Source organism: Aeromonas sp. 130281, assembly GCF_056642115.1.
The window spans coordinates 76447-100583 of sequence record NZ_JBWVQS010000005.1; the positions used below are offsets into that span (position 1 = coordinate 76447).

The 24137-nt window shown below is 62.7% G+C and carries 20 protein-coding genes; 11 read left to right on the top strand and 9 right to left on the bottom strand.

What is annotated here, in order from left to right; all coding sequences use genetic code 11:
* Positions 1–55: 55 nt before the first annotated feature.
* A complete protein-coding gene (locus AC1IN8_RS14230; RefSeq protein ID WP_429107620.1) occupies positions 56–1648 on the bottom strand; it encodes an ABC transporter substrate-binding protein in 1593 nt (530 codons plus the stop codon).
* A gap of 87 nt (positions 1649–1735) precedes the next feature.
* On the opposite strand from AC1IN8_RS14230, the gene AC1IN8_RS14235 reads away from it, so the two are divergent.
* The 6 genes from AC1IN8_RS14235 to maiA all read left to right on the top strand — a co-directional run bounded on the left by AC1IN8_RS14235 (position 1736) and on the right by maiA (position 7320).
* Positions 1736–2380 (top strand): TIGR01621 family pseudouridine synthase, encoded by a 645-nt coding sequence (locus tag AC1IN8_RS14235; RefSeq protein WP_479759299.1) that lies wholly within the window; start codon positions 1736–1738, stop codon positions 2378–2380.
* On the top strand, positions 2377–3027 hold the full coding sequence (locus AC1IN8_RS14240; protein ID WP_479759300.1) for a haloacid dehalogenase-like hydrolase: 651 nt from the start codon (positions 2377–2379) through the stop codon (positions 3025–3027). Before AC1IN8_RS14235 ends, AC1IN8_RS14240 begins: the two co-directional genes overlap by 4 nt.
* A 236-nt stretch (positions 3028–3263) precedes the next feature.
* Positions 3264–4397, top strand: a complete 1134-nt coding sequence (hppD, locus tag AC1IN8_RS14245; protein WP_406569421.1) for a 4-hydroxyphenylpyruvate dioxygenase — start codon at positions 3264–3266, stop codon at positions 4395–4397.
* Positions 4398–4447: 50 nt separating this feature from the next.
* A complete protein-coding gene (locus AC1IN8_RS14250) occupies positions 4448–5599 on the top strand; it encodes a homogentisate 1,2-dioxygenase (protein WP_202045996.1) in 1152 nt (383 codons plus the stop codon).
* Between the two features lie 10 nt (positions 5600–5609).
* Complete coding sequence (locus AC1IN8_RS14255; RefSeq protein ID WP_479759303.1) at positions 5610–6608, top strand: fumarylacetoacetate hydrolase family protein; 999 nt, start codon at positions 5610–5612, stop codon at positions 6606–6608.
* A 73-nt stretch (positions 6609–6681) separates the two neighbouring features.
* Positions 6682–7320: a maleylacetoacetate isomerase gene (maiA, locus tag AC1IN8_RS14260; protein ID WP_202045994.1), complete on the top strand. Its 639-nt coding sequence runs from the start codon at positions 6682–6684 to the stop codon at positions 7318–7320.
* Positions 7321–7398: 78 nt separating this feature from the next.
* Here maiA and AC1IN8_RS14265 read toward each other — a convergent pair whose 3' ends face one another.
* From AC1IN8_RS14265 to AC1IN8_RS14280, 4 genes are all read right to left on the bottom strand, one after another.
* The gene (locus AC1IN8_RS14265) at positions 7399–7899 is read right to left on the bottom strand and encodes a thioredoxin family protein (RefSeq protein ID WP_479759305.1); all 501 of its coding nucleotides are present in this window, start codon (positions 7897–7899) and stop codon (positions 7399–7401) included.
* Between the two features lie 180 nt (positions 7900–8079).
* Positions 8080–9744, bottom strand: a complete 1665-nt coding sequence (gene asnB / locus AC1IN8_RS14270) for an asparagine synthase B (RefSeq protein WP_427232340.1) — start codon at positions 9742–9744, stop codon at positions 8080–8082.
* A 193-nt stretch (positions 9745–9937) separates the two neighbouring features.
* A complete protein-coding gene (locus tag AC1IN8_RS14275) occupies positions 9938–10306 on the bottom strand; it encodes a cupin domain-containing protein (RefSeq protein WP_205641951.1) in 369 nt (122 codons plus the stop codon).
* Between the two features lie 115 nt (positions 10307–10421).
* Entirely contained in the window at positions 10422–11171 is a 750-nt protein-coding gene (locus tag AC1IN8_RS14280; RefSeq protein ID WP_005302324.1) for an HAD-IIA family hydrolase, read from the bottom strand.
* Between the two features lie 201 nt (positions 11172–11372).
* On the opposite strand from AC1IN8_RS14280, the gene AC1IN8_RS14285 reads away from it, so the two are divergent.
* Positions 11373–12392, top strand: a complete 1020-nt coding sequence (locus AC1IN8_RS14285) for an adenosine deaminase (protein WP_479759307.1) — start codon at positions 11373–11375, stop codon at positions 12390–12392.
* Positions 12393–12465: 73 nt separating this feature from the next.
* On the opposite strand, the gene AC1IN8_RS14290 is transcribed toward AC1IN8_RS14285, so the two are convergent.
* The 4 genes from AC1IN8_RS14290 to AC1IN8_RS14305 all read right to left on the bottom strand — a co-directional run bounded on the left by AC1IN8_RS14290 (position 12466) and on the right by AC1IN8_RS14305 (position 17773).
* Positions 12466–13587 carry an alkene reductase gene (locus AC1IN8_RS14290; RefSeq protein ID WP_479759309.1) on the bottom strand — a complete coding sequence of 374 codons (1122 nt, stop codon included), beginning with the start codon at positions 13585–13587 and terminating at the stop codon, positions 12466–12468.
* A 155-nt stretch (positions 13588–13742) separates the two neighbouring features.
* The gene (locus AC1IN8_RS14295; RefSeq protein ID WP_479759311.1) at positions 13743–15293 is read right to left on the bottom strand and encodes a TerC family protein; all 1551 of its coding nucleotides are present in this window, start codon (positions 15291–15293) and stop codon (positions 13743–13745) included.
* 636 nt (positions 15294–15929) lie between these two features.
* On the bottom strand, positions 15930–16454 hold the full coding sequence (locus AC1IN8_RS14300) for a hypothetical protein (RefSeq protein ID WP_319912472.1): 525 nt from the start codon (positions 16452–16454) through the stop codon (positions 15930–15932).
* A gap of 392 nt (positions 16455–16846) precedes the next feature.
* Positions 16847–17773, bottom strand: a complete 927-nt coding sequence (locus AC1IN8_RS14305; RefSeq protein ID WP_202045987.1) for a cation diffusion facilitator family transporter — start codon at positions 17771–17773, stop codon at positions 16847–16849.
* A gap of 169 nt (positions 17774–17942) precedes the next feature.
* Between AC1IN8_RS14305 and ydiJ the strand changes: the two genes are divergently transcribed.
* The 4 genes from ydiJ to AC1IN8_RS14325 all read left to right on the top strand — a co-directional run bounded on the left by ydiJ (position 17943) and on the right by AC1IN8_RS14325 (position 24124).
* On the top strand, positions 17943–21005 hold the full coding sequence (gene ydiJ / locus AC1IN8_RS14310) for a D-2-hydroxyglutarate dehydrogenase YdiJ (RefSeq protein ID WP_479759312.1): 3063 nt from the start codon (positions 17943–17945) through the stop codon (positions 21003–21005).
* Positions 21005–21493 carry a hypothetical protein gene (locus AC1IN8_RS14315; RefSeq protein WP_479759313.1) on the top strand — a complete coding sequence of 163 codons (489 nt, stop codon included), beginning with the start codon at positions 21005–21007 and terminating at the stop codon, positions 21491–21493. The genes ydiJ and AC1IN8_RS14315 overlap by 1 nt, the downstream gene beginning before the upstream one ends.
* 108 nt (positions 21494–21601) lie before the next feature.
* A complete protein-coding gene (locus tag AC1IN8_RS14320; protein ID WP_202045984.1) occupies positions 21602–22063 on the top strand; it encodes a hotdog fold thioesterase in 462 nt (153 codons plus the stop codon).
* A gap of 180 nt (positions 22064–22243) precedes the next feature.
* Positions 22244–24124, top strand: coding sequence for a DEAD/DEAH box helicase (locus AC1IN8_RS14325; RefSeq protein WP_479759314.1), 1881 nt, complete (start codon positions 22244–22246; stop codon positions 24122–24124).
* The last annotated feature ends 13 nt before the right edge of the window (positions 24125–24137 follow it).

The window sequence follows — 24137 nt, forward strand, 5'->3', positions numbered from 1 at the left end:
CACCTTAGGGTGGCCTTCTTGCATGGGCGCTGCGGCGAAGTGGGTTAGGCCGCCGTCAGCTCGTCTGCTCAGCCAGCGCAATGAAGCCGCCGCTCTTGTCGCAATACATGGCCCTGTCCGCCTGGATCAGCCACTGCTCCGGGCTCCAGCCCCGCTGGTAGTGGCTGACCCCTATGCTGATCCCCACCTGCATGGCCTGGCCATTGACCACGAAGGGGGCCTGCATGGCGTGCCGGATCACCTCGGCCACATCCTGCGCCTGGGCGCTGCTGTAGCCGGGCAGCAGCAGGATGAATTCATCCCCCGCCAGCCGGGCAAAATAGCACTGGTGGCCGATGGCGTCATGGAGCCGGTTGGCCAGCTGGCAGAGGATGGCATCCCCCTGGCTGTGGCCGAAGTTGTCATTGATGCGCTTGAAGTCATCGAGATCGCAAAACAGCAGGCAGCCGGGATCCTCGAGTTGAACTTGCTCCTTCAGCTGCTCCATCAGGCTCAGGCGATTGGGCAGGCCGGTGAGGGGATCGAGACGGGCCAGCTGCAGTATCTCCTGCTCGCGCAACTTGCGCAGGGTCACCTCCCGATTGAGCCGCTTGTTGCTGACAAGCAGATAGAGGGAGAGCAGCAGGATGAGGGCGCCGACCCCCAGGCTCAGCAAGAACCAGGGGCGCCAGAAGATCCACTGCGCGGAGGGGGCCTGATAGAGCAGGCGGGTCAGCGGCACCGCCCTCGGAACCAGGCCTATCTCGACCAACTGCTGCATGATGTGGGCGAAGCGATCCGGATTCATATACCCGATCTCCACATAGAGCGGCTGTATCATCTCCTTGCTCATCTGCAGCTCGTACTCCATGTGGGCCTGACTGCGGTTGACGCCATACTCCTTGCGCAGCAGGTCGATGGCCTCCGCCGGGTGGGCGAGGGCGTAGCGCCACCCCTTGAGGCTGGCGGCCCGGAACTTTGCCACCCGCTCCGGGTTGACGCGCTCCTCGTTCTGGGTGGTGAACAGGATGTCGCTGTAAAAATCGATGCCGTAGTTGCGCGGATTGATGACGGAGACCGAGATGCCGCGCTCCTCCAGATAGAAGGGCTCGTTGCTGAGATAGGCGTTGAAGATGTCGATCTTGCCCGCGATCAGATCGTCTATGTTGACCGAGGTGGGAACAGGGATGAGCTGGCGTTCGTGCAGCCCCTGATAGTAGAGGGTGGCGAGCAGTTCGGCATCCTGATGGCCGGGGAACATCATGATCCGTTTGCCACGCATGTCCGCAACGGTGAGAATGCCGCTGTCGCGACGGGCCAGGAAGATGGAGGGGGAGTGCTGATAGACGCTGGCGAGGGCCAGCAGGGGTTCGCCATTGGCGTAGCTGGTGAGCACCTCTGTGTTGCCGACGCCAAAGTCGGCGCGCCCGCTGAGCACTTCCTGGACCGGGCTTATCCCCTTGCCGCCTGGCCTTATCTCGACATCCAGTCCGGCATCGGCATAGTACCCCTTCGCCTTGGCCATGTGATAGCCCACGAACTGGGGTTGATGCAGCCAGCGCAACTGCAAGACGACCCGATCCGGAGGCTCATGGGGACGGTCACTTGCCATGACAGGGGAAGCGTAACTGGCGCCAAGCAGTAGCAGCCAAAACAAGTATCTCTTCATCCGTGCGATTCTTGTGCTGAGGATCCATGGGGTGGCCAGCAGGCCCGCATTCAACTTGTTAACAAATCACATTCTAAAGGGTTATAGATGTACCGGATACAGTTGCAGCACAAAGATTTCATGGTGATCAACAAGGGCCCCGGCCTTGGCATGCACGACGAGGGGGGTGAACCCGGGCTCGTCAATCGGGTCAAGATGGATACCGGCCTCGAACTCTATCCGGTCCATCGCCTCGACAAGATGACCTCGGGACTGGTGCTGCTGGCCCGCACCCCGGAGGCGAACCGCGCACTCAGCATGGCCTTTGCCGCCCGGGAGGTGGGCAAGCAGTATCTGGCCCTCTCCGATCGCAAGCCGAAGAAGAAGCAGGGGTGGATCAAGGGGGACATGGAGAAAGGGCGTGGCGGCAGCTGGATGCTGGCCCGCACCCAGGAGAACCCGGCCATCAGCTGGTTCGATTCTGTCTCGGTGCGGGAGGGGCTGCGGCTCTATCGCATCAAGCCCCGGACCGGCAAGACCCACCAGATCCGGGTTGCCTTGAAAAGCGTGGGGGCCCCCATCCTCGGGGACGAGCGCTACGGTGGCACGGCCGCCGATCGCGGCTATCTGCACGCCTGGCGCCTGCAGTTTACCCTGGCGGGGGAGGAGTTCGACCTCGTCTGCCCGCCGGATGAGGGGGCGCTGTTCCTCCTGCCCGAGCTGCACACCGCCATCGCGGGATTGGGCGAATGACCAGCTCCCGCACGGCGCCCGGCTCGGGCTGGATACTGGCCGACTTTGACGACACCCTGGCGCCCGGGGACAGTCACGCCGGCCTGCTGCGCTTCATCCTGCGCCGGCGCCGCTGGCCACTGCTGCTGCTGCCGGTGATCGCACTGGGTGGCCTGGTGTATCTGGTGCCCAGCCTGCGCCGTCAGGGGATCTCGCTTATCTGGTGGGCCATCACCCTGGGGCTCTCGCCGTCTGGCTGGCGCCAGCTGGTGCGGGCCTATTGCCACACCCGACCCGGGTTGTTTCGGGAGGCCCGCTCCCTGCTGATGGCCGAAAGGACGCGCTGCTGGGTCATCTCCGCCAGCCCCCGGGCCCTGGTCCGTGCCCAGCTCCATCGACAGCTGCCAAGGCTTCCCCATCGCATCACAGGCTCGCGGATGGGCTATCGCCTTGGCGGCCTGGTGCCGCGTTTTTATTGCCATGGCCGGCACAAGATCCTGCCCGAGATCCGCGCCCTCAGGGTGACGCTGGCCTTGAGTGACAGCCTGCACGACTTGCCGCTGCTGGCGCTGGGGCAGCAGGCCTGGCTCATCAACCCCGACGTCCGCCGGCTGCAACAGGCCAGGGTCAGCCTGCCCCATCTCGAGGTGAAAAACTGGCGCCTGTAAGGCAAAGCTGACAGCCCGGCGGTGCGCCGTGGGGCTGTCCGCAAGGCCCAGACTGCAATGTCACAATCTATTTACATCCTTTGGCGCTGACCCTCGCCAAACTATCTGAAACCCGCCTCTTCTCTTCTGCTTTGCCCCTGCCTCTAATGAAACAAGTTGTTAACAACGCCGTCCGGGCTGCCTGTCGAGCCTTCCCGGCGTGACCCGTTTCGTTATCAGTCCATCGCAAGGAGCGCATCATGACGACCTCTTCTTCCCCTTCTCGCACCATCAATCCCCTCGGCACCGATGGGTTCGAATTCGTCGAGTACACGGCCCCGGATCTCAAGGGCATTGCCGCCCTCAAGGCGCTGTTCGTCTCCCTGGGCTTTGCCGAGGTGGCCAGACACAAGCACAAGCAGTGCTGGCTCTACCGCCAGGGGGACATCAATTTCGTGGTCAACGCCGAGCCTCACTCCCAGGCGGAGCAGTTCGCCAGCCTGCATGGGCCCAGCGTCTGCGGCATGGCATTTCGGGTGGCGGATGCGGGCCGTGCCCAGCAGTACGCCATCGCCAAGGGGGCCAAGCCCTTCGTCGGCAAGATAGGGCCCATGGAGCTCAACATCCCCGCCATCTACGGCATCGGCGAGAGCACCCTCTCCTTCGTCGACCGCTACGGCGAGCAGGGCTCCATCTACGATGTGGACTTCGTCTTCTACCCCGACTGGCAGGCGCGCATGGCCGAGGTGGATGCGGGGCTCTACGAGATCGATCACCTGACCCACAACGTCCATCGCGGCAACATGGACGTCTGGTCCAACTTCTACGAGCGGATCGGCAACTTCCGGGAAATTCGCTACTTCGACATCGAAGGCAAGCTGACCGGCCTGCATTCCCGCGCCATGACGGCCCCCTGCGGCAAAATTCGCATCCCCATCAACGAGTCCTCAGACGACAAGTCCCAGATAGAGGAGTACCTGCGCCAGTACAAGGGGGAGGGGATACAGCACATCGCCCTCGCCTCCCGCGACATCTACCAGACCATCCGCACCCTGCGTGGCCGCGGCACCGGCTTTATGCCGACCCCGGACACCTACTACGAGAAGGTGAACAGCCGGGTGGAGGGGCATCAGGAGGATCTGGAGGCGCTCAAGGCACTGCGTATCCTGATCGACGGCTCGCCGACGAAAGATGGGATCCTGCTGCAGATCTTCACCGACACCGTCATAGGCCCGGTGTTCTTCGAGATCATCCAGCGCAAGGGCAACGAGGGGTTCGGCGAGGGCAACTTCCAGGCACTGTTCGAATCCATTGAACTGGATCAGATCCGTCGTGGGGTGCTGAGCGGGGCCGAGCAGGGCGAGAGAAAGGGAGAGCCGAGCGATGCGTAACCATATGGGCGATCGCCGGCCGGTATCTATGTCATGGGAGGCACACAGCCATGCGTAACTGGATAAGTTTCCCCCACCGGGAGGGGACCCACTCCCGCCAGGCCCACGCCGATCTGCCCGAGCAGGCCATCTACGAGCGCGAGCTCGGGCGCTCCGGCTTCTTCGGCCCCGCCACCCACATGCACCACAAGCATGCCCCCACCGACTGGAGCCACTGGGAGGGGCCGCTGCGGCCGCGGGCGTTCGACTTGAATGAGCTGCAGGAGGAGGTGAGCTCCCTCTCCCCCTGGGTGATGCCAGATCTGCTCAGCAACCCCCACTGCCGCTACCGGATGTGGCGCCTGACCGAGACAATGCCGTTTCTGGTGCGCAACGCCGACGGCGACGAGCTCTTGTTCATCCACGAGGGGAGCGGGGAGTTCTTCTGCGACTACGGCCATCTCACCCTGCGGGACGGGGACTACCTGGTGATCCCCCGCGGCACCATGTGGCGCATCGAGCCGACGGCGCCGCTCTTCATCCTGATGATAGAGGCGACCGAGGACAGCTATCAGCTGCCGGACAAGGGGCTGGTGGGCAACCACGCCATCTTCGATCCGGCGGCCCTTGACGTACCCGCCATCAACGAGCGCTTCCTGGCCCAGCAGGACGAGGATCCCTGGTCGCTGCAGGTCAAGCGCCACGATCAGGTCTCTGTCATCACCTGGCCCTTCAACCCCCTGGATGCCCAGGGCTGGCACGGGGACTTGTGCGTGGTGCGCCTCAACTGGCGGGACATCCGCCCCCTGATGAGCCACCGCTACCATCTGCCGCCCTCGGCCCACTCCACCTTCGTGGCGAGCCGCTTCGTCATCTGCACCTTCGTGCCGCGCCCCATAGAGAGCGATCCCGGGGCCTTGCGGGTGCCCTTCTATCACAGCAACGACGATTTTGACGAGGTGCTCTTCTACCACGCCGGGGACTTCTTCAGCCGGGACAACATAGAGCGGGGCATGGTCACCTTCCACCCCGCCGGCTTCACCCACGGTCCCCATCCCAAGGCCTTTGCGGCGGGGCAGGCCCACGCCAAGACCTTCACCGACGAGGTGGCCGTGATGCTCGACACCCGGGATGCCCTGGGAGTCGGCCAGATCTGCGAGGGGATAGAGAATCCCCACTATGTCTCCAGCTGGCAGCGGCCAGACGGCACCCCCGGCAAATAAGGAATTCGATATGAAATTGGCAACCTTGAACAATGGCAAGCGCGATGGCGCCCTGGTGGTGGTCAGCCGGGATCTGACCCGGGCGGTGGCCGTGGCCGACATAGCCCCCACCCTGCAAGGGGCGCTGGACGAGTGGAGCGATCTCGCCCCCCGGCTGACCGCCGTCTATCAGGCCCTCAACGACGGCGCCTGCCCCGATGCCTTCCCCTTCGATGAGACCGCCTGTCTCTCCCCGCTGCCCCGCGCCTACCAGTGGGCCGACGGCAGCGCCTACGTCAACCACGTGGAGCTGGTGCGCAAGGCGCGCGGCGCCGAGATGCCTTCGAGCTTCTGGCACGATCCCCTGATGTACCAGGGGGGCTCCGACAGCTTCCTCGCCCCCCGCGGCCCCATCGTCATGTGGTCGGAGGAGTGGGGCATCGACTTTGAATCCGAGGTGGCCGTCATCACCGACGACGTGCCCATGGGCACCAGCGCGCAGAAGGCCGAGGAGCACGTCAAGCTGTTGATGCTGGTCAACGATGTGAGCCTGCGCAACCTCATTCCCGGGGAGCTCGCCAAGGGCTTTGGCTTCTTCCAGTCCAAACCCTCCAGCAGCTTCTCGCCGGTGGCCATCACCCCGGACGAGCTCGGCGGCGACTGGCGGCAGGGCAAGGTGCATCTGCCCCTGGTGACCCAGCTCAACGGCGCCCTGTTCGGGGAGCCGGATGCGGGGCTGGACATGACCTTCAACTTCTTCGAGCTGATCGCCCACGCGGCCAGGACCAGACCCCTTGGCGCTGGCTGCATCATAGGCTCGGGCACCGTCTCCAACTACGACAGAAGCCGGGGATCCTCCTGCCTCGCCGAGCGGCGGATGCTGGAAATTATCGAGTCAGGTCAAGCCACTACACCCTTTCTTCGCTTTGGTGATACAGTGTCCATCGCGATGCAGGATCGCAACGGGATGAGTCTGTTTGGCACCATTTTGCAACGGGTCACGCAAGGGGGCGCCAGTCAGACGAGCTAGCAAGGCCTGGGCCGGCCAAGGTCGGCCAGGCGACACGGCAGGTGGCGCACACCTGCCACCATAGGGACATAATATGCTGCAGTTGTTTGGATATTGGCGTTCATCGGCCAGCTTTCGCGTACGTCTGGTGCTGCAACTCAAGGGACTTGGTTATGAGCAGCACCCGGTCAATCTGAGACAGGGTGAGCAGAAAGAGAAGGCCTATCGCCGGGTCAATCCCCAGGGGCTGGTGCCTTTTCTCATCGACGGGGATGTGCAGCTGGGTCAGTCGGTGGCCATCATGGAGTACCTCGACGAGACCTATCCGGCCTACCCCCTGATGCCCTCCGCTCCCGAGGAGCGGGCCAGGGTGCGCCAGATAGTCAACATGATCGCCTGCGACACTCACCCCCTCAACAACCTGAGGGTGCTGAACTACCTGGAGCAGGAGCTGGGGCAGGGCAAGACGGCGCGCGATGCCTGGTATCGCCACTGGATTGACGAGACCTTCACCGCCCTGGAGCAGCTGTTGATGACCACCGCCGGCGTCTATTGCGTGGGCAACGAGGTGACCCTGGCGGACTGCATGCTGGTGCCCCAGGTCTATAATGCCCGTCGCTTCAACATGACGCTGGACGACTACCCCACCATCGCGCGCATCGTCGCCAACTGCGAGCAGTTGCAGGCCTTTATCAAGGCGGCTCCCGCCAATCAGCCGGATGCGCAGGCCTGACTCTTCCCCGTGATAAACAACAAACACCCCGCACCGTCAGACGACAGTGCGGGGTGTTTGCATCATGGCCTGGGCTTGTCAGCTGCGGGCAGCCTGGCGCTCAAAGTAGCCGATAAACTTGCCAAACCTGGCCTCATCGTAACTTTTCCCCTTCTCCAGCAATCCGGTATTGAAGGATTCGAGCAGCTTGCCTTTGGCATCCAGGACGTAGAAGTGGGGCACCCCCAGATATTCTGGATAGGCCTTGAGGAAGGGGGCGTTCTTGTTCTGCTCGCTGACGTTCACCTTGACCACCACGAAGGTCCGGTTGAACTGGTGTGCAAGCTCGGGCTCCCGATCCAGGAAGCGGTTCATCTCCTGGCACCAGCTGCACCACTCGCCCCCCACCAGCAGCAGGACCTGCTTGCCCTCTTGTTGCGCCCTGGCGGTGGCGGCCAGCAGATCCTTGGCGGGATCCCGTGTCTCGTCATAACCCTGGCTGTAATCGGGCAAGCCCCTGGCCCAGAGGTGGTCGCCTGCGCGGGCGGCGCCGTTGAACAGCAGGGTGCCCAGCACCAGGGGCAGTAACAGTCGTTTCATCGTCTCTTCCTTGTATTGTCGTTGTTGCTTCCAAGCCGGAACAATGTGACACGAGCGAGCCCCTTCGCCAAGCGGCAAGCAGAGAAGGGGAAGGCAAAAAAGCGGGAATGGAATGGCAGAAAACAACAAAGCCCCTCGAGAGGGGCCTTGTTGTTTGGTCGGGCTCTGTCCGCTTGCGGATCAGTAGCTCTGCTGGTGGACGTCCATCACGGCGCGGCCTGAGGGGTCGGCCATCTCCTTGAACTTGGCATCCCACTCCAATGCGGTCGGGGTAGAGCAGGCGACCGACTTGCCGTAGGGCACGGTGCGGGCGGCGGACTCCAGCGGGAAGTGCTCGTCGAAGATGGCGCGGTAGAAGTAGGCCTCCTTGGTGAGCGGGGTGTTGATGGGGAAGCGGAATGCGGCCGCCTCGAACATCTGATCCGTCACTTCGGTCTCGACCATGGCTTTGAGGCTGTCAATCCAGGAGTAGCCCACGCCGTCGGAGAACTGCTCCTTCTGACGCCATGCCACCTCGTGGGGCAGCAGCTCCTCGAAGGCTTCCCGCAGTATGTGCTTCTCGATCTTGCCGTTGCCGCACATCTTGTCGGCGGGCTGCAGGCGCATCGCCACGTCCATGAACTCCTTGTCGAGGAAGGGCACGCGGCCCTCCACGCCCCAGGCGGCCATGGATTTGTTGGCCCGCAGGCAGTCATACAGATGCAGGGAGGCCAGCTTGCGCACGTTCTCCTCGTGGAACTCGCGGGCGTTGGGGGCCTTGTGGAAGTAGAGGTAGCCGCCAAACAGCTCGTCGGAGCCTTCGCCGGAGAGCACCATCTTGATGCCCATCGCCTTGATGTAGCGGGCCATCAGGTACATGGGGGTGGAGGCACGTATGGTGGTGACGTCATAGGTCTCGAGGTGATAGATGACGTCCCGCAGGGCATCCAGCCCTTCCTGCACGGTGAAGTGGATCTGGTGGTGTATGGTGCCGAGGTGATCGGCCACCTTGCGGGCGGCGGCAAGGTCAGGCGAGCCTTCCAGGCCGACGGCGAAGGAGTGCAGCTGGGGCCACCAGGCTTCGCTCTTGCCATCGTCCTCTACCCGGCGAGCGGCATAGAGCTTGGTGATGGCGGAGATGACGGAGGAGTCCAGACCGCCGGAGAGCAGCACGCCGTAGGGCACGTCACACATCAGCTGGCGTTTGACCGCCGCTTCCAGGGCGGCTTTCAGCTCGGCCTTGTCGCTGACGTTGTGCTCGACCGCCTGATATTCCATCCAGTCGCGCTTGTACCACTGCTTGAGCTCGCCATCCTTGCTCCAGAGGTAATGTCCGGGCGGGAAGGTCTCGACGCTCTTGCACACCGGCACCAGGGCCTTCATCTCGGAGGCGACATAGAAGTTGCCGTGCTCGTCGCGGCCGGTATAGAGGGGGATGATCCCCATGTGGTCGCGGCCAATCAGGTAGGCATCCTGCTCGGCGTCATAGAGGATGAAGGCGAAGATGCCGTTGAGATCGTCCAGGAAGGCGGGGCCCTTCTCCTTGTAGAGGGCGAGCAGCACCTCGCAGTCGGAGTGGGTCTGGAACTTGAAGTCGACCTTGAGGTGCTTCTCGAGTTCCTTGTGGTTGTAGATCTCGCCGTTGACGGCCAATACGTGAGTGCGCTCGGGGTTGTAGAGCGGCTGGGCGCCATTGCCCGGATCGACGATGGCCAGGCGCTCGTGCACCAGGATGGCCTTGTCGGAGCTGTAGACGCCGGACCAGTCAGGCCCGCGGTGACGCAGTCGCTTGGACATCTCCAGGGCCGATTTGCGCAAGGTGGCGGAGTCGGTCTTGATGTCCAGAATGCCGAAAATAGAACACATTGGCGGTAATCCTCTTGATTTTTATATGAGCCCCCCACGTTCGGGCTCGAAATTCCATTTACATTCCTCGCCAATCACAATGCCTAGCGCAAAAACCTTTTGCAAGCGGGAAAACCGCACAAAATCATGCCGCCAACGTCAAGTCGGCGGGTGAGTATGGTGTCGACAACGAGGGGCTTGCTTGACGTGCGCGTCAGGTCGCGGCGGGTTCGAAGATCACATAGAGCTTGCGGCAGGCCACCAGGGTCTCCCACTCGCCGACGAAGCCCGCCGGGATGACGAACTGATCCCCCGGCTTGAGGTGCAGTTCGCCCCCCTGGCCGTCGTGGATCCGCGCCTCGCCTTCCAGCAACTGGCAGTATTCGTGCTCTGTGTAGTGCACGGCCCAGCGCCCCGGCTCGCAGGCCCAGAAGCCCACGTGAAACTGCTGGCTGGGGTCCGAATAGTGGTTCCAGAGGGTCTGGCTCGGGTTGCCGGCCCGGATCCGTTCGGGGGCGGGCATCAGCGGGGTGGGGGAGACGGGGTGCTGGTCCAGCAGGATCCAGTCGTTCAGGCTCTTCATGGTGCGTCCTTGGGGTGGCGAGGGGAGCGTCCTGCTCCCGTTTAGTTTGTTTAACAATGTTGCGCTTACGTTAAACGATGTGCGCCACCTTGCCAAGGGGGGCCAAGGAAGGGGATCAGACGATATCGATGTCCACCACGGAGTCGAAGATGTGATTCGGTCTGAACGGCATGCGGTCGATGTCCGCCACCTTGCTCACCCCGGAGAGCACCAGCACCGTCTCGAGGCCTGCCTGGAAGCCCGCCAGTATGTCGGTGCGCAGGTTGTCGCCGATGATGATGGTGTCGTCGGAGTGGGCCTCCATCCGGTTCAGGGCCGCGCGAATGATCCAGGCGCTCGGCTTGCCGACGTAGAACGGCTTCTTGCCGGTCATCCGCTCGATGGGGGCGCAGAGGGCGCCGCAGGCCGGGTGCATCATGGGGCCGTGGGTGTCGGGGTTGGTGGCGATGAAGCGGGCCCCCTGATCCACGAACTTGGCCCCCAGCTGCATCATGGTCCAGTTGTAGTTGCGGGTCTCCCCCACCACCACGAAGTCGGGGTCGATGTCGGTGATGGTGAAGCCGGCCTTGTAGAGCTCGTGGGTCAGGGCCCCTTCGCCTATCACATAGGCCTTCTTGCCATCCTGGCGCTTGAGAAAGTCGGCGGTGCCCATGGCGGAGGTATAGAAGCACTCCTCCGGCACCTCGATCCCGGCGGAGCGGAAGCGGTTTTGCAGATCTTTCTGGGTCTGGGCCGGGTAGTTGGTGAGGAACAAGAGCTTGCTGCCCTGCTCCAGCAGGCGATGAACGAAACGGTCGGCGCCGGGCACCAGATCGTTGTTGTGCAGGATGACGCCGTCGATATCACAGATGACGCTTTTTTTCATGGAAACTCCTTGTAGGGGGAGGTGGTTGCCAACCTCGAATGTCTTCAATCACTTATGGCTTTTTTGTGCCGCCATTATAAGGCGCTTTGATGACAAGTCTCCCCCGGCGCGCCAGATGGGTGCACAATGACCGCAGAAGGAGGGCGCCGTCGGCGCCTGGACTTGCCTTAACCATCAGGCGCTGACGATGGAGCCGTCATCATGGAGAACTTTATTGCCGGCTTGCCCAAGCTGGAGCTGCACCTGCATATCGAGGGCACTCTGGAGCCCGAGTTGATGCTTGCCCTTGGCCAGCGCAACGGGGTGACCCTGCCCTGGCCCGACGTCGAGAGCCTGCGGGCCGCCTATGCGTTCGACTGCCTGCAATCCTTTCTCGATCTCTACTACCTGGGGGCCAGCGTGCTGGTCACCGAGCAGGACTTCTTCGACCTCACCTGGGCTTATCTTGAGCGCTGCGCGGCGGATCGGGTGGTGCACGTGGAGATCTTCTTCGATCCCCAGACCCACAGTGCCCGGGGCGTGCCCTTCGAGACGGTGCTCGGCGGCATCGAGCGGGCATTGCAGCGCGGGGAGCGGCAGCTTGGCATCAGCTGGCGGCTTATCATGAGCTTCTTGCGCCACCTGAGCGAAGAGGATGCTTTCGCCACCCTGCGCGAGGCCGAGCCTTATCTGGCGCGGCTGCACGGGGTCGGCCTCGACTCTGGCGAGCTCGGCAATCCGCCCGGCAAGTTTGCCCGCGTCTTCGCCCGGGCGAGGGCGCTGGGGTTGCCTGTGGTGGCCCATGCGGGGGAGGAGGGACCGGCCGACTATATCTGGCAGGCGATTCGGGAGCTGGCGGTGCGCCGTATCGATCACGGGGTGCGCTGCGCCGAGGATCCCGAGCTGGTGCGCTTCCTGGCCGATACCCGGCTGCCGCTCACCGTCTGCCCTCTTTCCAACGTGCGGCTCAGGGTGTTCGGCACCATGGCGGATCACAACGTGCTGACCCTGCTGGAGCAGGGGCTCTGCGTCACCATCAACTCCGACGATCCCGCCTATTTTGGCGGCTATCTGGGGGCCAATTTCAGGGCCCTGGCCGACGGGCTCGGCGCCACGCGGGAGCAGCTCTGCCGCCTCTCCCTCAATGGGGTGGAGGCGAGCTGGCTGAGCCTGGCCGACAAGGTGAGGCTGACCCAGGAGATCCGGGGCTATGGTGCCTGCCACGGGGTGGCGCTCTACTAGGGGCCGGACGTTCAACAACAACGCGCCCGCCGATAAGGGCGGGCGCGTGGCATGGCTAGGCTGGTTGCCAGTCTCAGGCAGGCTGCGACGCTGTCTCGGCCTGATAGACGGGGTAGTCGATGAGCCCCTGCTCGCCGCCGCCAAACAGGGTGGCGGGATCATGGGGGGCAAAGGGATAGCCGTGACGCAGCCGGTTCGGCAAGTCGGGGTTGGCCACGAAGGGGCGACCGAAGCCAATCAGGTCGGCCCAGCCTGCCTGCAGCGCGGCTCTGGCCCGCTCGCCGTCATATTTTCCCGCATAGATGAGGGTGTTGGGGAAGGCATCCCGCAGCCCCTGCTTGAAGCCCTCCGCCATCAGGGGGGCATCGTCCCAGTCCGCCTCGGCGATATGCAGATAGACGATGCCTATTTCCCCCAGCAGCTTCGCGGCAGCCAGGTAGGTCTCCTGCGGGTTCGCATCCACTGTGCCGTTGAGGGTGGTGAGTGGCGCAAGGCGCACCCCAACCCGATCGGCCCCGATCTCGTCACTGACCGCTTGTGTTACCTCTTTGAGGAAGCGCAGCCGGTTCTCCAGGGATCCGCCGTAGTTGTCGGTGCGGGCGTTGGACTCGGAGTCGAGGAACTGGTTGATGAGGTAGCCGTTGGCGGCGTGCAGCTCGATGCCGTCAAAGCCGGCCTCCATGGCATTGCGGGCGGCCTGGCGGAACTGACCCACCACGGCGTCGATGTCGGCCTGGGTCATGGCGCGGGGAGTGACCGTCTCCACAAAGCCCGGGGCGTCGCTGCTGTTGTCGACAAAGACCTTCACCCCTTCGGCCTTGATGGCGGACGAGGAGATGGGCTGGGCGCCGCCTATGTTGTCCGGGTGGGTGACCCGGCCCACGTGCCAGAGCTGGGCAAACATGATGCCCCCCCTGGCGTGCACGGCGTCGGTCACCCCCTTCCAGCCGGCCACCTGCTCGGCGCTGTGGATGCCCGGGGTCCAGGCATAGCCCTTGCCCAGGGGATCTATCTGGGTGCCCTCGCCGATGATGAGACCGGCGCCCGCGCGCTGGGCGTAGTAGGTGGCCATCATGGCGTTGGCCACGTCACCGGGCTGGCTGGCGCGGGAGCGGGTCATGGGCGGCATGACGATGCGGTTGGAGAGGTGCAACTGGCCGAGGCGAAGGGGGCAGAACAGGGGATCGTGGTGCATGGTGAATTCCTCGTGTTGAGATGGAGGAGACTCTAGAGGGGATTGTCATTGTGAAAAAGAGGGGTAATTGCAGAAGAGAATTGCCATTGGCACAGCAATGGGCCTGAAACCATGAAAAAGAGGGCCTGTTGGCCCTCTTTCAGTGTCGCGGCAGATCAGGCGGCGCTGGCGCCTATCGGGGTGACCCGCACCCGCTCTATCCGGCGCTCGCTCACCGCCAGCACCTCGAAGCAGAGCTGCCCCAGACGCAGTTGCTGGCCGCTGGTGGGCAGGCTGCCGAAGTGGGAGAGCAGCATGCCCGCCAGCGTCACGTACTCATCGCTCTCGCTCACCAGGCCGTCATGGCCCAGGGTCTGCTCTATCTGGTGGATGTTGGTACTGCCGTTGATGAGCCAGCTCTCCCCCTCCTGGACGATGTCCGGGGTCTCATCCTCGTCCGGCAGCTCGCCGACGATGGCCTCCAGCAGATCGTGGTTGGTGACCAGCCCCTGGATGATGCCGAACTCGTCCGCCACCAGAATGAGGCTGCCCCTGGCCTGGCGCAGCTCCGCCAGCAGCCGGATCACGTTGATGGTCTGGGGCACTATGATGGGGTCATTCTGCCTGGCGAGCTCGGCCAGGGACTGCCCCTCGTTGAGGGCAAACAGCAGATCCCGCGCCTTCACCACCCCGATGATCTCGTCCAGCTCCCCGTCGCAGACCGGGAACAGGCTGTGGGGGGCCCGTTGCAGCAGGGTCCGGATCTCGTCCGGGGAGTCATTGACGTCGATCCACTCCATCTCGGCACGGGGGGTCATGATGGTGCGGATGGAGCGCTCGGCCAGCGACAGCACCCCGGTCACCATGTAGCGCTCTTCTTCTCCGAAGCTGATGGGGCGGGGGGCCTCCAGCTCCTCTTCCTCATCCTGCTGCGGGTGCTGGTTGGCCCGGCTGCCCCCCATCAGTTTGAAGATGGCGGCGGTGGTGCGCTCGCGCAGGGGCTGCCTGGATGCGTGGCGCTGGGCACTGCGCTGGGCGAGCTGGTTGAAGAACTCGATGAGCACAGAGAAGCCGATGGCCGCATAGAGATAGCCCTTGGGAATGTGGAAGCCGAAGCCCTCCGCCACCAGGCTGAAGCCTATCATCAGCAGGAAGCTCAGACAGAGCACCACCACTGTGGGATGGGCGTTGACGAAGCGGGTCAGGGGCTTGGAGGCGATCACCATCACCACCATGGCGATGGTCACGGCCGCCATCATGACGCCGAGGTGTTCCACCATGCCGACCGCAGTGATGATGGAGTCCAGGGAGAAGACGGCATCCAGCACCAGGATCTGGGCGATCACCACCCCGAATCCGGCATAGACACCGGCCGGGCCCTGCTCCTCCGGCTTGGCTTCCAGCCGCTCATGCAGCTCTGAGGTGGCCTTGAACAGCAGGAAGAGGCCGCCACCCATCAAGATGAGATCCCGCCCCGAGAAGGGGTGATCCCAGATGTGCAGTATGGGGGTCGTGAGCGTCACCAGCCAGGACATCACGCTCAGCAAGGCGAGGCGCATGATCAGGGCCAGTGAGAGGCCGATGAGCCGGGCCTTGTCCCGCTGGGCGGGGGGTAGCTTCTTCACCAGGATAGCGATGAAGACCAGGTTGTCGATCCCGAGCACTATCTCGAGGATGATCAGGGTGAACAGACCGACCCAGATAGACGGGTCCAGCAAGAATTCCATTAGGATGACCTCAATAAAAACAGACGCAGTGGATGTCGCTCACGGCAAGGGGCCGTGACAGGGCAAGGCTGTTTTCAGAGGCGTTGGTTGAGCAGGTACAGATAGGTTTTGATGGGGAAAAACGAAGGGCTACTTCGGGGATTGTCCATGATGGGCAATAAAACCTCGGGTCAAAAGTGAGCCCTGATGATAACGGCTATCACCGATTTGGCAAGCGCCGGGCACACATAGAGATGAGCGACTACCATGCACGGGGTGCCTGCGCTGCTGGAGCGGTCCATGGAAAGCCGCTCGTCATATGAATGAAAAAAGGCATAAGACGCAGGGGCTGTATATAACCGCGACTGGACAATGTGTAACAACCTATTTCAGATGCCTATCATTTGGTGCTTGTTTTAATAAATGTCAGCTCATTTGGTTATATAAAAACGCGGTCTGCCCTGCGGCTGTTTATGGTATCGATGACAGGGGGTTATTTGAAGGGAGGCTGACGCCTCAATTAAAACATCGAAGATGAAGACAGGGAAGTTGGCACATCAATATAAAGAGTTGAACATGAAGACAGGGAGGCATTGCCTCCCTGCCGGTCAATCCCCTCATGTCATGGGGATCTGATGTCGAACGCAATGGAACCTGTCACTGGCCCGTGTAGGCGGCACCCTGAACATGGCCCTTCTTGTCACTGAGACAGGACCAGGGGGCATCGGCACCCGGCACCTTGATGGTGACGCCGACCCCGGCTTCGGAGTCCATGACGTCAGTCACCTGAAGCTGGGCCTGGGGCACGTTCGTCTTCTCTGAGACCGCCTTCAGACAGGCTTTCTCCGCAGGGCTGGCAGGGCTGGCAGGGCTTGCCGAGGCCGCAGGCGCTGCTGACGTGGCTGCCGGGTGGCAGACGCCCGAGCCTTGCTTGCTGTTGTAGGAGACATCGTACTGGCCCCCGGTGTTGCTGATGGAGAGGGTGACCCCCGCGCCCTTGGCCTCATAGAAGTCATCGCTGAACTTCTTGAGCTTGGCCTCCTTGCCATTGATATAGACGGGGCCACCCTCATCGCTGTGCATCTGGATCTGACCCGGGCACTCGTAATTAAGCTGGGGAAGGGCAGCACTGGCCGTGCCCGCCATGGTCAATGCAAATACTGTGATCAACACCTTTTTCATGGGACTTACCTTAACTGTTTAACAAAGTGGAATAAGTGTATTTGTTTTTATTGTCCGGTGGATAACAACATCACTGTATTTCGGCGCGCACTCGGCCGTTTGTCCTTGGCGAAAACAAATAGCTGGCCGACTTAATTTTAGCAACGAAATTTTCGTAACTTTTTGTGCTGTTGAAAATGGTTATTGATTCAAGGGACTCGGCAAACGGTTTTCCCTGTCAATGGTTTAAAGATTAAAAAAAGCAGAGAAATTACGGGCAGGAGAGGGGCGGCGAGAGTGACAGCAAGAGTGACGCAGTGTGAGGTGGCAGGCGGGTTACCGGGGCCTTGCCTGGGGCCCTTGTCACGCGGGGCGACGGGGCCCCGCGTTGCATCAGGATGGCAAGCGCCGGATCAGAGCCAGCGTTTCTCGCGGGTGAAGCAGACCGAGAGCCAGGCATCCCCCAGGGTATCGCCGAGGCGGGACCAGAGCTCCTGGCGCAGGGCATCCTGGCGTTCTATGGGCCACTCCTGATCCGGGGCCACCAGTATGTTCAATTCCAGATCGAAGCGGCGGCCGCTCTTGGCCAGATGGCTGTAGCACTCGATGCCATGGCGCAGGCGCAGGGCCTCGATTTCGCTGGCCACCAGTTGGGAGACATCCCCCTTGGGGGCGATTTTCAATACTTCTCGCAGGTTGCGGCCGAGCACCTTGATGGGGATCAGGGTGGCGCACAGGGCGAGCAGGGTGACCAGCACCGGGTCTATGTAGCGGTTGTACTGGCCGTAGCCGAGGGCGTCGAGGCCGATGGCGACCACGAAGCCGATGAGCAGGGTGGCGCTGAGCAGGGTGTCGACCAGCCACTCCTTGGAGTCGACCCGCACCAGTTCGGAGTCGATCCGCTCGGCGACGCCTGCCTCGATCCGATAGATGATGGCGCAGAAGAAGGTGCAGACGGCGGCGTAGATGAGGGCGTGACCAAGGTCTATCTCCCGTCCCCCTTCGAGCAGGGAGGTGATGCCGCTATGGAGGGCGCCGAGGCAGAGCAGCAGTATGATGGTGCCGTTGATGACGTTGGTGATGGGCTCGAAGTGGGCGTAGCCATACTGGAAGCGCGCATCCGAGGGGCGGGTAACGAGATAGGCGGTGATGAGTCCGAGGCCCGTCATGCCCATGCTGAACAGGGTGAAGATGCCATCGAGCATGATGGCGTTGGAACCGACGAAGAGGCCGTAGCCGATCCCGAAGATGGCGAAGCTGATGCAGCCGAACAGTGACAGGGTCAGGGCCTGTTTCTCGGTGCGAACCAGCGTACTGATAACATGGCTGTAATGAGCCATAAAAGTCCTCCTTTCAAATGGTGAAGATTGAACGCGCAAGCGGTTTTCTAGCTGATATACTGCCCGCTCACATGTGAGCGGACTGGTTCGGGCGCCCGCAAAGAGGCCGCCCCGAACGGTCGTTGTCGCCGGAATGCCGGCATCAAGCAAAGGATGGGAACAAGGATTCATGATCCCGAGACTCGATTACCAGGACAGTTTGTCACCTACAACCCTGCAGTTTCTTGAGTTGCTGGCGCGATCAGCATTTCGTGGTGATATCGAAAAGTCTTATGCAAGCCGGTTGGCGATGGCGACGGATAACAGCGTCTATCAGGTAGTACCTCAGGCGGTTCTCTATCCGCGCAGCGCGGACGATATAGCGGTAATGCTCAAGTTGGCTCAGGGGCCGGAGTACACCACCTTGAGTTTCTTCCCTCGCGGCGGCGGCACCGGCACCAATGGCCAGTCCCTGGGCGGCGGCATTATCGTCGATCTCTCGCGTCATATGAACCAGATCCTGGAAATTAATCTGGAAGAGGGCTGGGTGCGTGCCCAGGCCGGGGTGGTGAAGGATCAGCTCAACGCCTACCTCAAACCCCACGGCTACTTCTTCTCGCCGGATCTCTCCACCTCCAACCGCGCCACCCTGGGGGGCATGGTCAACACCGATGCCTCGGGGCAGGGGTCCCTGGTGTACGGCAAGACCTCGGATCACGTGCTCGGGCTCAAGGCCGTGCTGGAGAACGGCGACATCATGGCGACCGAGCCGGTGAACGGCCAGCGGCTGGCAGACAAGCTGGCCCTCGAGAGCCGCGAGGGGGAGATCTACCGCACCCTCTATCGCATCGGCAAGGAGAGACGTGCCGACATAGAGGCCACCTTCCCCAAGCTCAACCGCTTTTTGACCGGTTACGATCTCAAGCACCTTTATCAGCCGGAGAGCGACACCCTGGACGTGAGCCGGGTGCTGTGCGGCTCGGAAGGGTCGCTGGGCTTCATCACCGAGGCTCGCCTCAACATCACCCCCATTCCGCGCTACCGCACCCTGGTCAACGTCAAGTACGACAGCTTCCCCTCCGCCCTGCGCAATGCCCCCTTTATGGTGCAGGCCCATGCCCTGTCGGTGGAGACGGTGGACTCCCGGGTGCTGGGGCTGGCCCGCGCCGACATCATCTGGCACTCGGTGAAGGATCTCATCCAGGATGTGCCCGGCAAGGATCTGCAGGGGCTCAACATCGTCGAGTTTGCGGACACCGACGAAGCCGAGCACCAGGCCAAGGTGGCCGAGCTGTGCCGGCGTATCGACGGCCTGCTGGTCAAGGGGGAGGCGGGCATCATCGGCTATCAGGTGTGCGACCACCTGCCGAGCATCGAGACCATCTACGGCATGCGCAAGAAGTCGGTGGGGCTGCTTGGCAACGCCGAGGGGCGCAAGAAGCCGGTGGCCTTTACCGAAGACACCGCCGTGCCGCCTGAGTCACTCGCGGACTTTATCATGGAGTTTCGTGCCCTGCTGGATGGCCACGGCCTCGACTACGGCATGTTTGGCCATGTGGATGCCGGGGTGCTGCACGTGCGCCCGGCGCTGGATTTATGCGACCCCGAGCAGGAGGTGCTGCTGCGGCGCATCTCGGATCAGGTGGTGGCCCTCACCGCCAAATATGGCGGCTTGATGTGGGGGGAGCACGGCAAGGGCTTTCGCTCCGAATACAGCCCCGCCTTCTTCGGCGAGCTGTGGGAAGAGCTGCAGCGGGTCAAGGGGGCCTTCGATCCGGCCAACCGCATCAACCCGGGCAAGATCTGCATCCCTTATGGCAGCGGTGCCGAACTGGTGTCGGTGGACGGGCCCAAGCGCGGCAAGTTTGACCGCCAGATCCCCATTGCGGTGCGCGAAAGCTACACCCGCGCCATGGATTGCAACGGCAACGGCCTCTGCTTCACCTTCGAGACCGACTCCCCCATGTGTCCCTCGGTCAAGATAAGCCGCGATCGCCGCCACTCTCCCAAGGGGCGGGCCGGGCTGATGCGCGAATGGCTGCGCCAGCTGGCGGAGCAGGGCTTCGATCCCCTGGCCGAAGAAGTTGCGCTGCAAAGCGGCGGTCTGCGCTTCAAGGCCATCGTCGACAAGTTTCGCAACACCCTGGCCCGCGCTCGCGGCCAGTACGACTTCTCCCACGAGGTGATGGAGGCGATGGAGGGGTGCCTGGCCTGCAAGGCCTGCACCAGCCAGTGCCCCATCAAGGTGGACGTGCCGAGCTTCCGTGCCCGCTTCATGCAGCTCTACCACAGCCGCTATCTGCGCGGCCCCAAGGATTACTTCGTCGGCACCGTCGAAGCTTACGCGCCCCTGCTTGCCAAGGCCCCCAAGCTGGTCAACTTCTTCCTGGAGAAAGAGTGGGCCCAGAAGGCGACCGAGAAGAGCATCGGCATGGTGGATGTGCCGCTTCTGAGCGTGCCCACCCTGGCCGAGGAGCTGCGCGATCACAAGGCCCGCTACTTCGATCTGCCGGGCCTCGAGGCCATGAGCCCCGAGCAGCGCCAAAAAGTGGTGCTCATCGTGCAGGATCCCTTCACCAGCTATTACGACGCCCCCGTGGTGCGCGACCTGGTGAGGCTCGCCAGCAAGCTGGGCTATCAGCCTTACCTGCTGCCCTTCAAGCCCAACGGCAAGCCCCAGCACGTGAAGGGCTTCCTGCGCGCCTTCGCCCGCACCGCCGCGAGCGGCGCCCAGTTCCTCAACAAGATGGCGGCGCTGGGCATCCCCATGGTGGGAGTGGATCCCTCCCTGGTGCTCTGCTATCGCGACGAGTACGTGAAGGCGCTCGGCCCCGCCCGCGGCGACTTCCAGGTGCTGCTGCCCCAGGAGTGGCTGCTCTCTCTTCCGGCCCCGCAAGTCAGGGCCGCAGCGAAAGAGCCGGGAGAGGCCGAGCCCTGGTATCTGTTTGCCCACTGCACCGAGAAGACCGCAAAGCCCTCGACCCACGGCGACTGGGGTACCCTGTTTGGCCGCTTCGGCGCCAAGTTGCAGCCGGTGTCGGTCGGTTGCTGCGGCATGGCCGGCACCTATGGCCACGACGCCAAGCAGGTGGACAACTCCAAGGGGATCTACTCCTTAAGCTGGGCTGAGCCCCTCTCACGCCTGCCCAAGGATCGCTGCCTGGCCACCGGCTATTCGTGCCGCAGCCAGGTCAAGCGGATGGAGGGGGAGAAACTCAAGCATCCGCTGCAGGCGCTGCTGGAACTGCTCTGATGCTGCGCTTCCCCAAGCGGTTTCGGGTGCCGCAAGCCTATCGGCACCCGAGCTTTCTGCTGCTGCCTGCCAGCCCGAGCCAGGCCGTGGTGGAGTTCGTCGCCATGCTGCGCGAGCGGGAGCAGCTCCATCAGCTGTTTCGCCCCGATGACGTCTGGCCCTCGACCCAGTTCAGCCTGAGCCAGCACGAGGCCGATCTGGAGTGGCAGCGCTCGGAGTTTCTCGCCAAGCGTTCCTTCGCCTATGGCCTCTGGAGCCCGGCGCGGGAGCCCGAATTCTGGGGCGGGGCCTATCTCTACCCCTCGGTGCTGCCTGAGGTGGAGGTGGAGCTCTTCTTCTGGAAGGTGGCTGAGGCCCCTCTCGATGACGCCGTGCTGGAGGCCGAGCTGCGCGCCTGGCTGGGCAAGGTGTGGCACTGGCATCACCCGCGCCTGCCGGGGCGTGAGCTGCCCTGGGCCGAATGGCCCGGGGTGACCTACCCCTGGTGACGCAAGGTACTTGTCAAGATGCCCCGATTCGGGGCATCTTTTTTCTTCGTCTTTTTTGCCGGCACTGATCGTGCCCAACTCATTGATCACATAAGGAGTCTGCTCGCCATGAGTCAAGAGAACGCCCCCATCTGGCGCAAGCCCATGAGCCTTGAAGGGCTCAACGCCAGCTCCCGCAACACCCTGATGGCCCACCTTGGCATCCTCTATACCGCCTTTGGGCCCGACTGGCTCGAGGCCAGCATGCCGGTGGATCACCGCACCCATCAGCCGCTCGGCATGCTGCACGGCGGCGCCTCCGTGGTGCTGGCGGAGACGCTGGGGTCGCTGGCGGCCAACATGGCGGTGGGGGCGGAGAGCTACTGCGTGGGACTGGAGGTCAATGCCAACCACCTGCGCGCCAAACGGGAAGGGGTGGTGACGGGGCGGTGCTCGCCACTGCATCTGGGGGCCACGACCCAGGTGTGGCAGATTGAAATTCGGGACGAACGTGAGCGTTTATTGTGCACCAGCAGACTGACCATGGCGGTGCTCAAACACAAGCGGGACAAGGACTCCGGCGAGGAGTGATCTGCAATAACGCACCATGGGTGCAAAATAAGCAAGCCATAGTCGCGAGATCCCTCTATAATTGCCAACGTCTTGAGAGGCTTATCACATTTTTCAAGACAGCAGAACAAAGTGGCGCTATAATCGCCGCCTTTTTGCTATTCCGCGGTGTTAGCCGCCTGCCTTAATCTGGAAGAATCTATGTCTGATACCGAACAACTGCCCCTTTTTAGTGAGCTTGGACTGGCCGCGCCTGTATTGAAAGCGCTGCAGGACGTGGGCTATGAGCGCCCGTCACCGATCCAGGCCGCAGCAATTCCCCACCTGATGGCGGGACACGATCTGCTGGGGCAGGCGCAAACCGGTACAGGGAAGACCGCTGCTTTTGCCTTGCCTCTGTTGTCTCGTCTGGAAGCTGGTAACCGTAACACTCAGATTTTGGTGCTGGCACCGACCCGTGAGCTGGCGCTGCAAGTTGCCGAGGCGTGCCAACGTTACGCCAAGCACATGCCTGACTTCCATGTCCTGCCCATCTACGGTGGCTCCTCTTACGAAACCCAGACCCGCGCCCTGCGCCGTGGTGCCCAGGTGGTCGTCGGTACCCCTGGTCGCGTGATGGATCTGATCCGTCGCAAGAACCTGGACCTCTCCGGCCTGAAAGCCCTGGTACTGGACGAAGCCGATGAAATGCTGCGTATGGGCTTCATCGACGACGTGGACTGGATCATGGAGCAGTGCCCGGCCACCCGTCAGGTTGCCCTGTTCTCTGCCACCATGCCGGACCAGATCCGTCGTGTTGCCCAGAAGCACCTGAAGCAGCCCAAAGAGATCAAGATTATCACCAAGACGTCCACTGCACCGACCATCCGCCAGCGCTACTGGCAGGTAACCGGTCTGCATAAGCTGGACGCCATGACCCGTCTGCTGGAAGTCGAACCGTACGAAGCCGTACTGGTCTTCGTGCGCACCAAGAACGCCGCCGAAGAGCTGGCCAGCAAACTGGCCGCCCGTGGTCACGCCTGTGAAGCCCTGCACGGTGACATCCCGCAGAAGCTGCGTGAGCGTACCGTCGACAAGCTGCGTCAAGGCCAGCTGGACATCCTGATCGCCACCGACGTGGTCGCCCGTGGTCTGGACGTCGAGCGCATCACCCACGTGGTGAACTACGACATTCCGTACGATACCGAATCCTACGTTCACCGTATCGGCCGTACCGGCCGTGCCGGTCGCAAGGGCGAGGCCATCCTGTTCGTGGCTCCCCGCGAGCGCCGCATGCTGCGCGCCATCGAGCACGCCACTCGTCAGGCCATCGAGCCGATGAAGATGCCGAGCACCGAGGACATCAACCAGCACCGCATGACCAAGTTCAAGGAGCGCATCCGGGAAACCATGATGGGCGAAGAGCTTGAGATCTACGTGAACCTGGTAAACGAGCTGATCGAAGAAGATTCTGCCGATCCGCTGGAGCTGGCTGCCGCCCTGGCCAAGCTGGTACAGGGTGACCAACCGCTGCTGCTGGATGACTCCATCCCTGAACCGGCAAGCGATCGTGCTGGCCGTGAGTTCGAGCGCCGTGACTTCGGTGATCGCGCTCCCCGTGATTTCGGTGACCGTGGCGATCGTCCTGCCCGTCGCATGCCGTCCCTGGAGCCGCGCCCGCTGAAAGACAATCCTGACGTGGAGATGGAGCGTTACCGCGTAGACGTGGGTGCCCATCACGGCGTCAAGCCGGGCCAGATCGTGGGCGCCATCGCCAACGAAGCGAACATCGAGAGCCGTTTCATCGGCAACATCGACATCGCCGATGACTTCTCCACCGTCGATCTGCCGAAAGGCATGACAGCCGACGTGCTGGAAGTGATCAAGAAGGCCCGTGTCTGCCAGCGTCCGCTGCAGATCACCCGCTACACCGAGGTGCCGGTCGGCAGCAACACTGCCCCCCGTCCGCCCCGCAGCGATCGTCCCTTCAACAAGGATCGCCGCCCCAGCGGTGACCGTCCGTTCAACAAGAGCGGGGAGCGCCGTGAAGGTGGCTTCAACAAGGATCGCAAGTTCGGTGGCAACAAGCGCCGCGACAGCTGAGTCCAGATCTGAT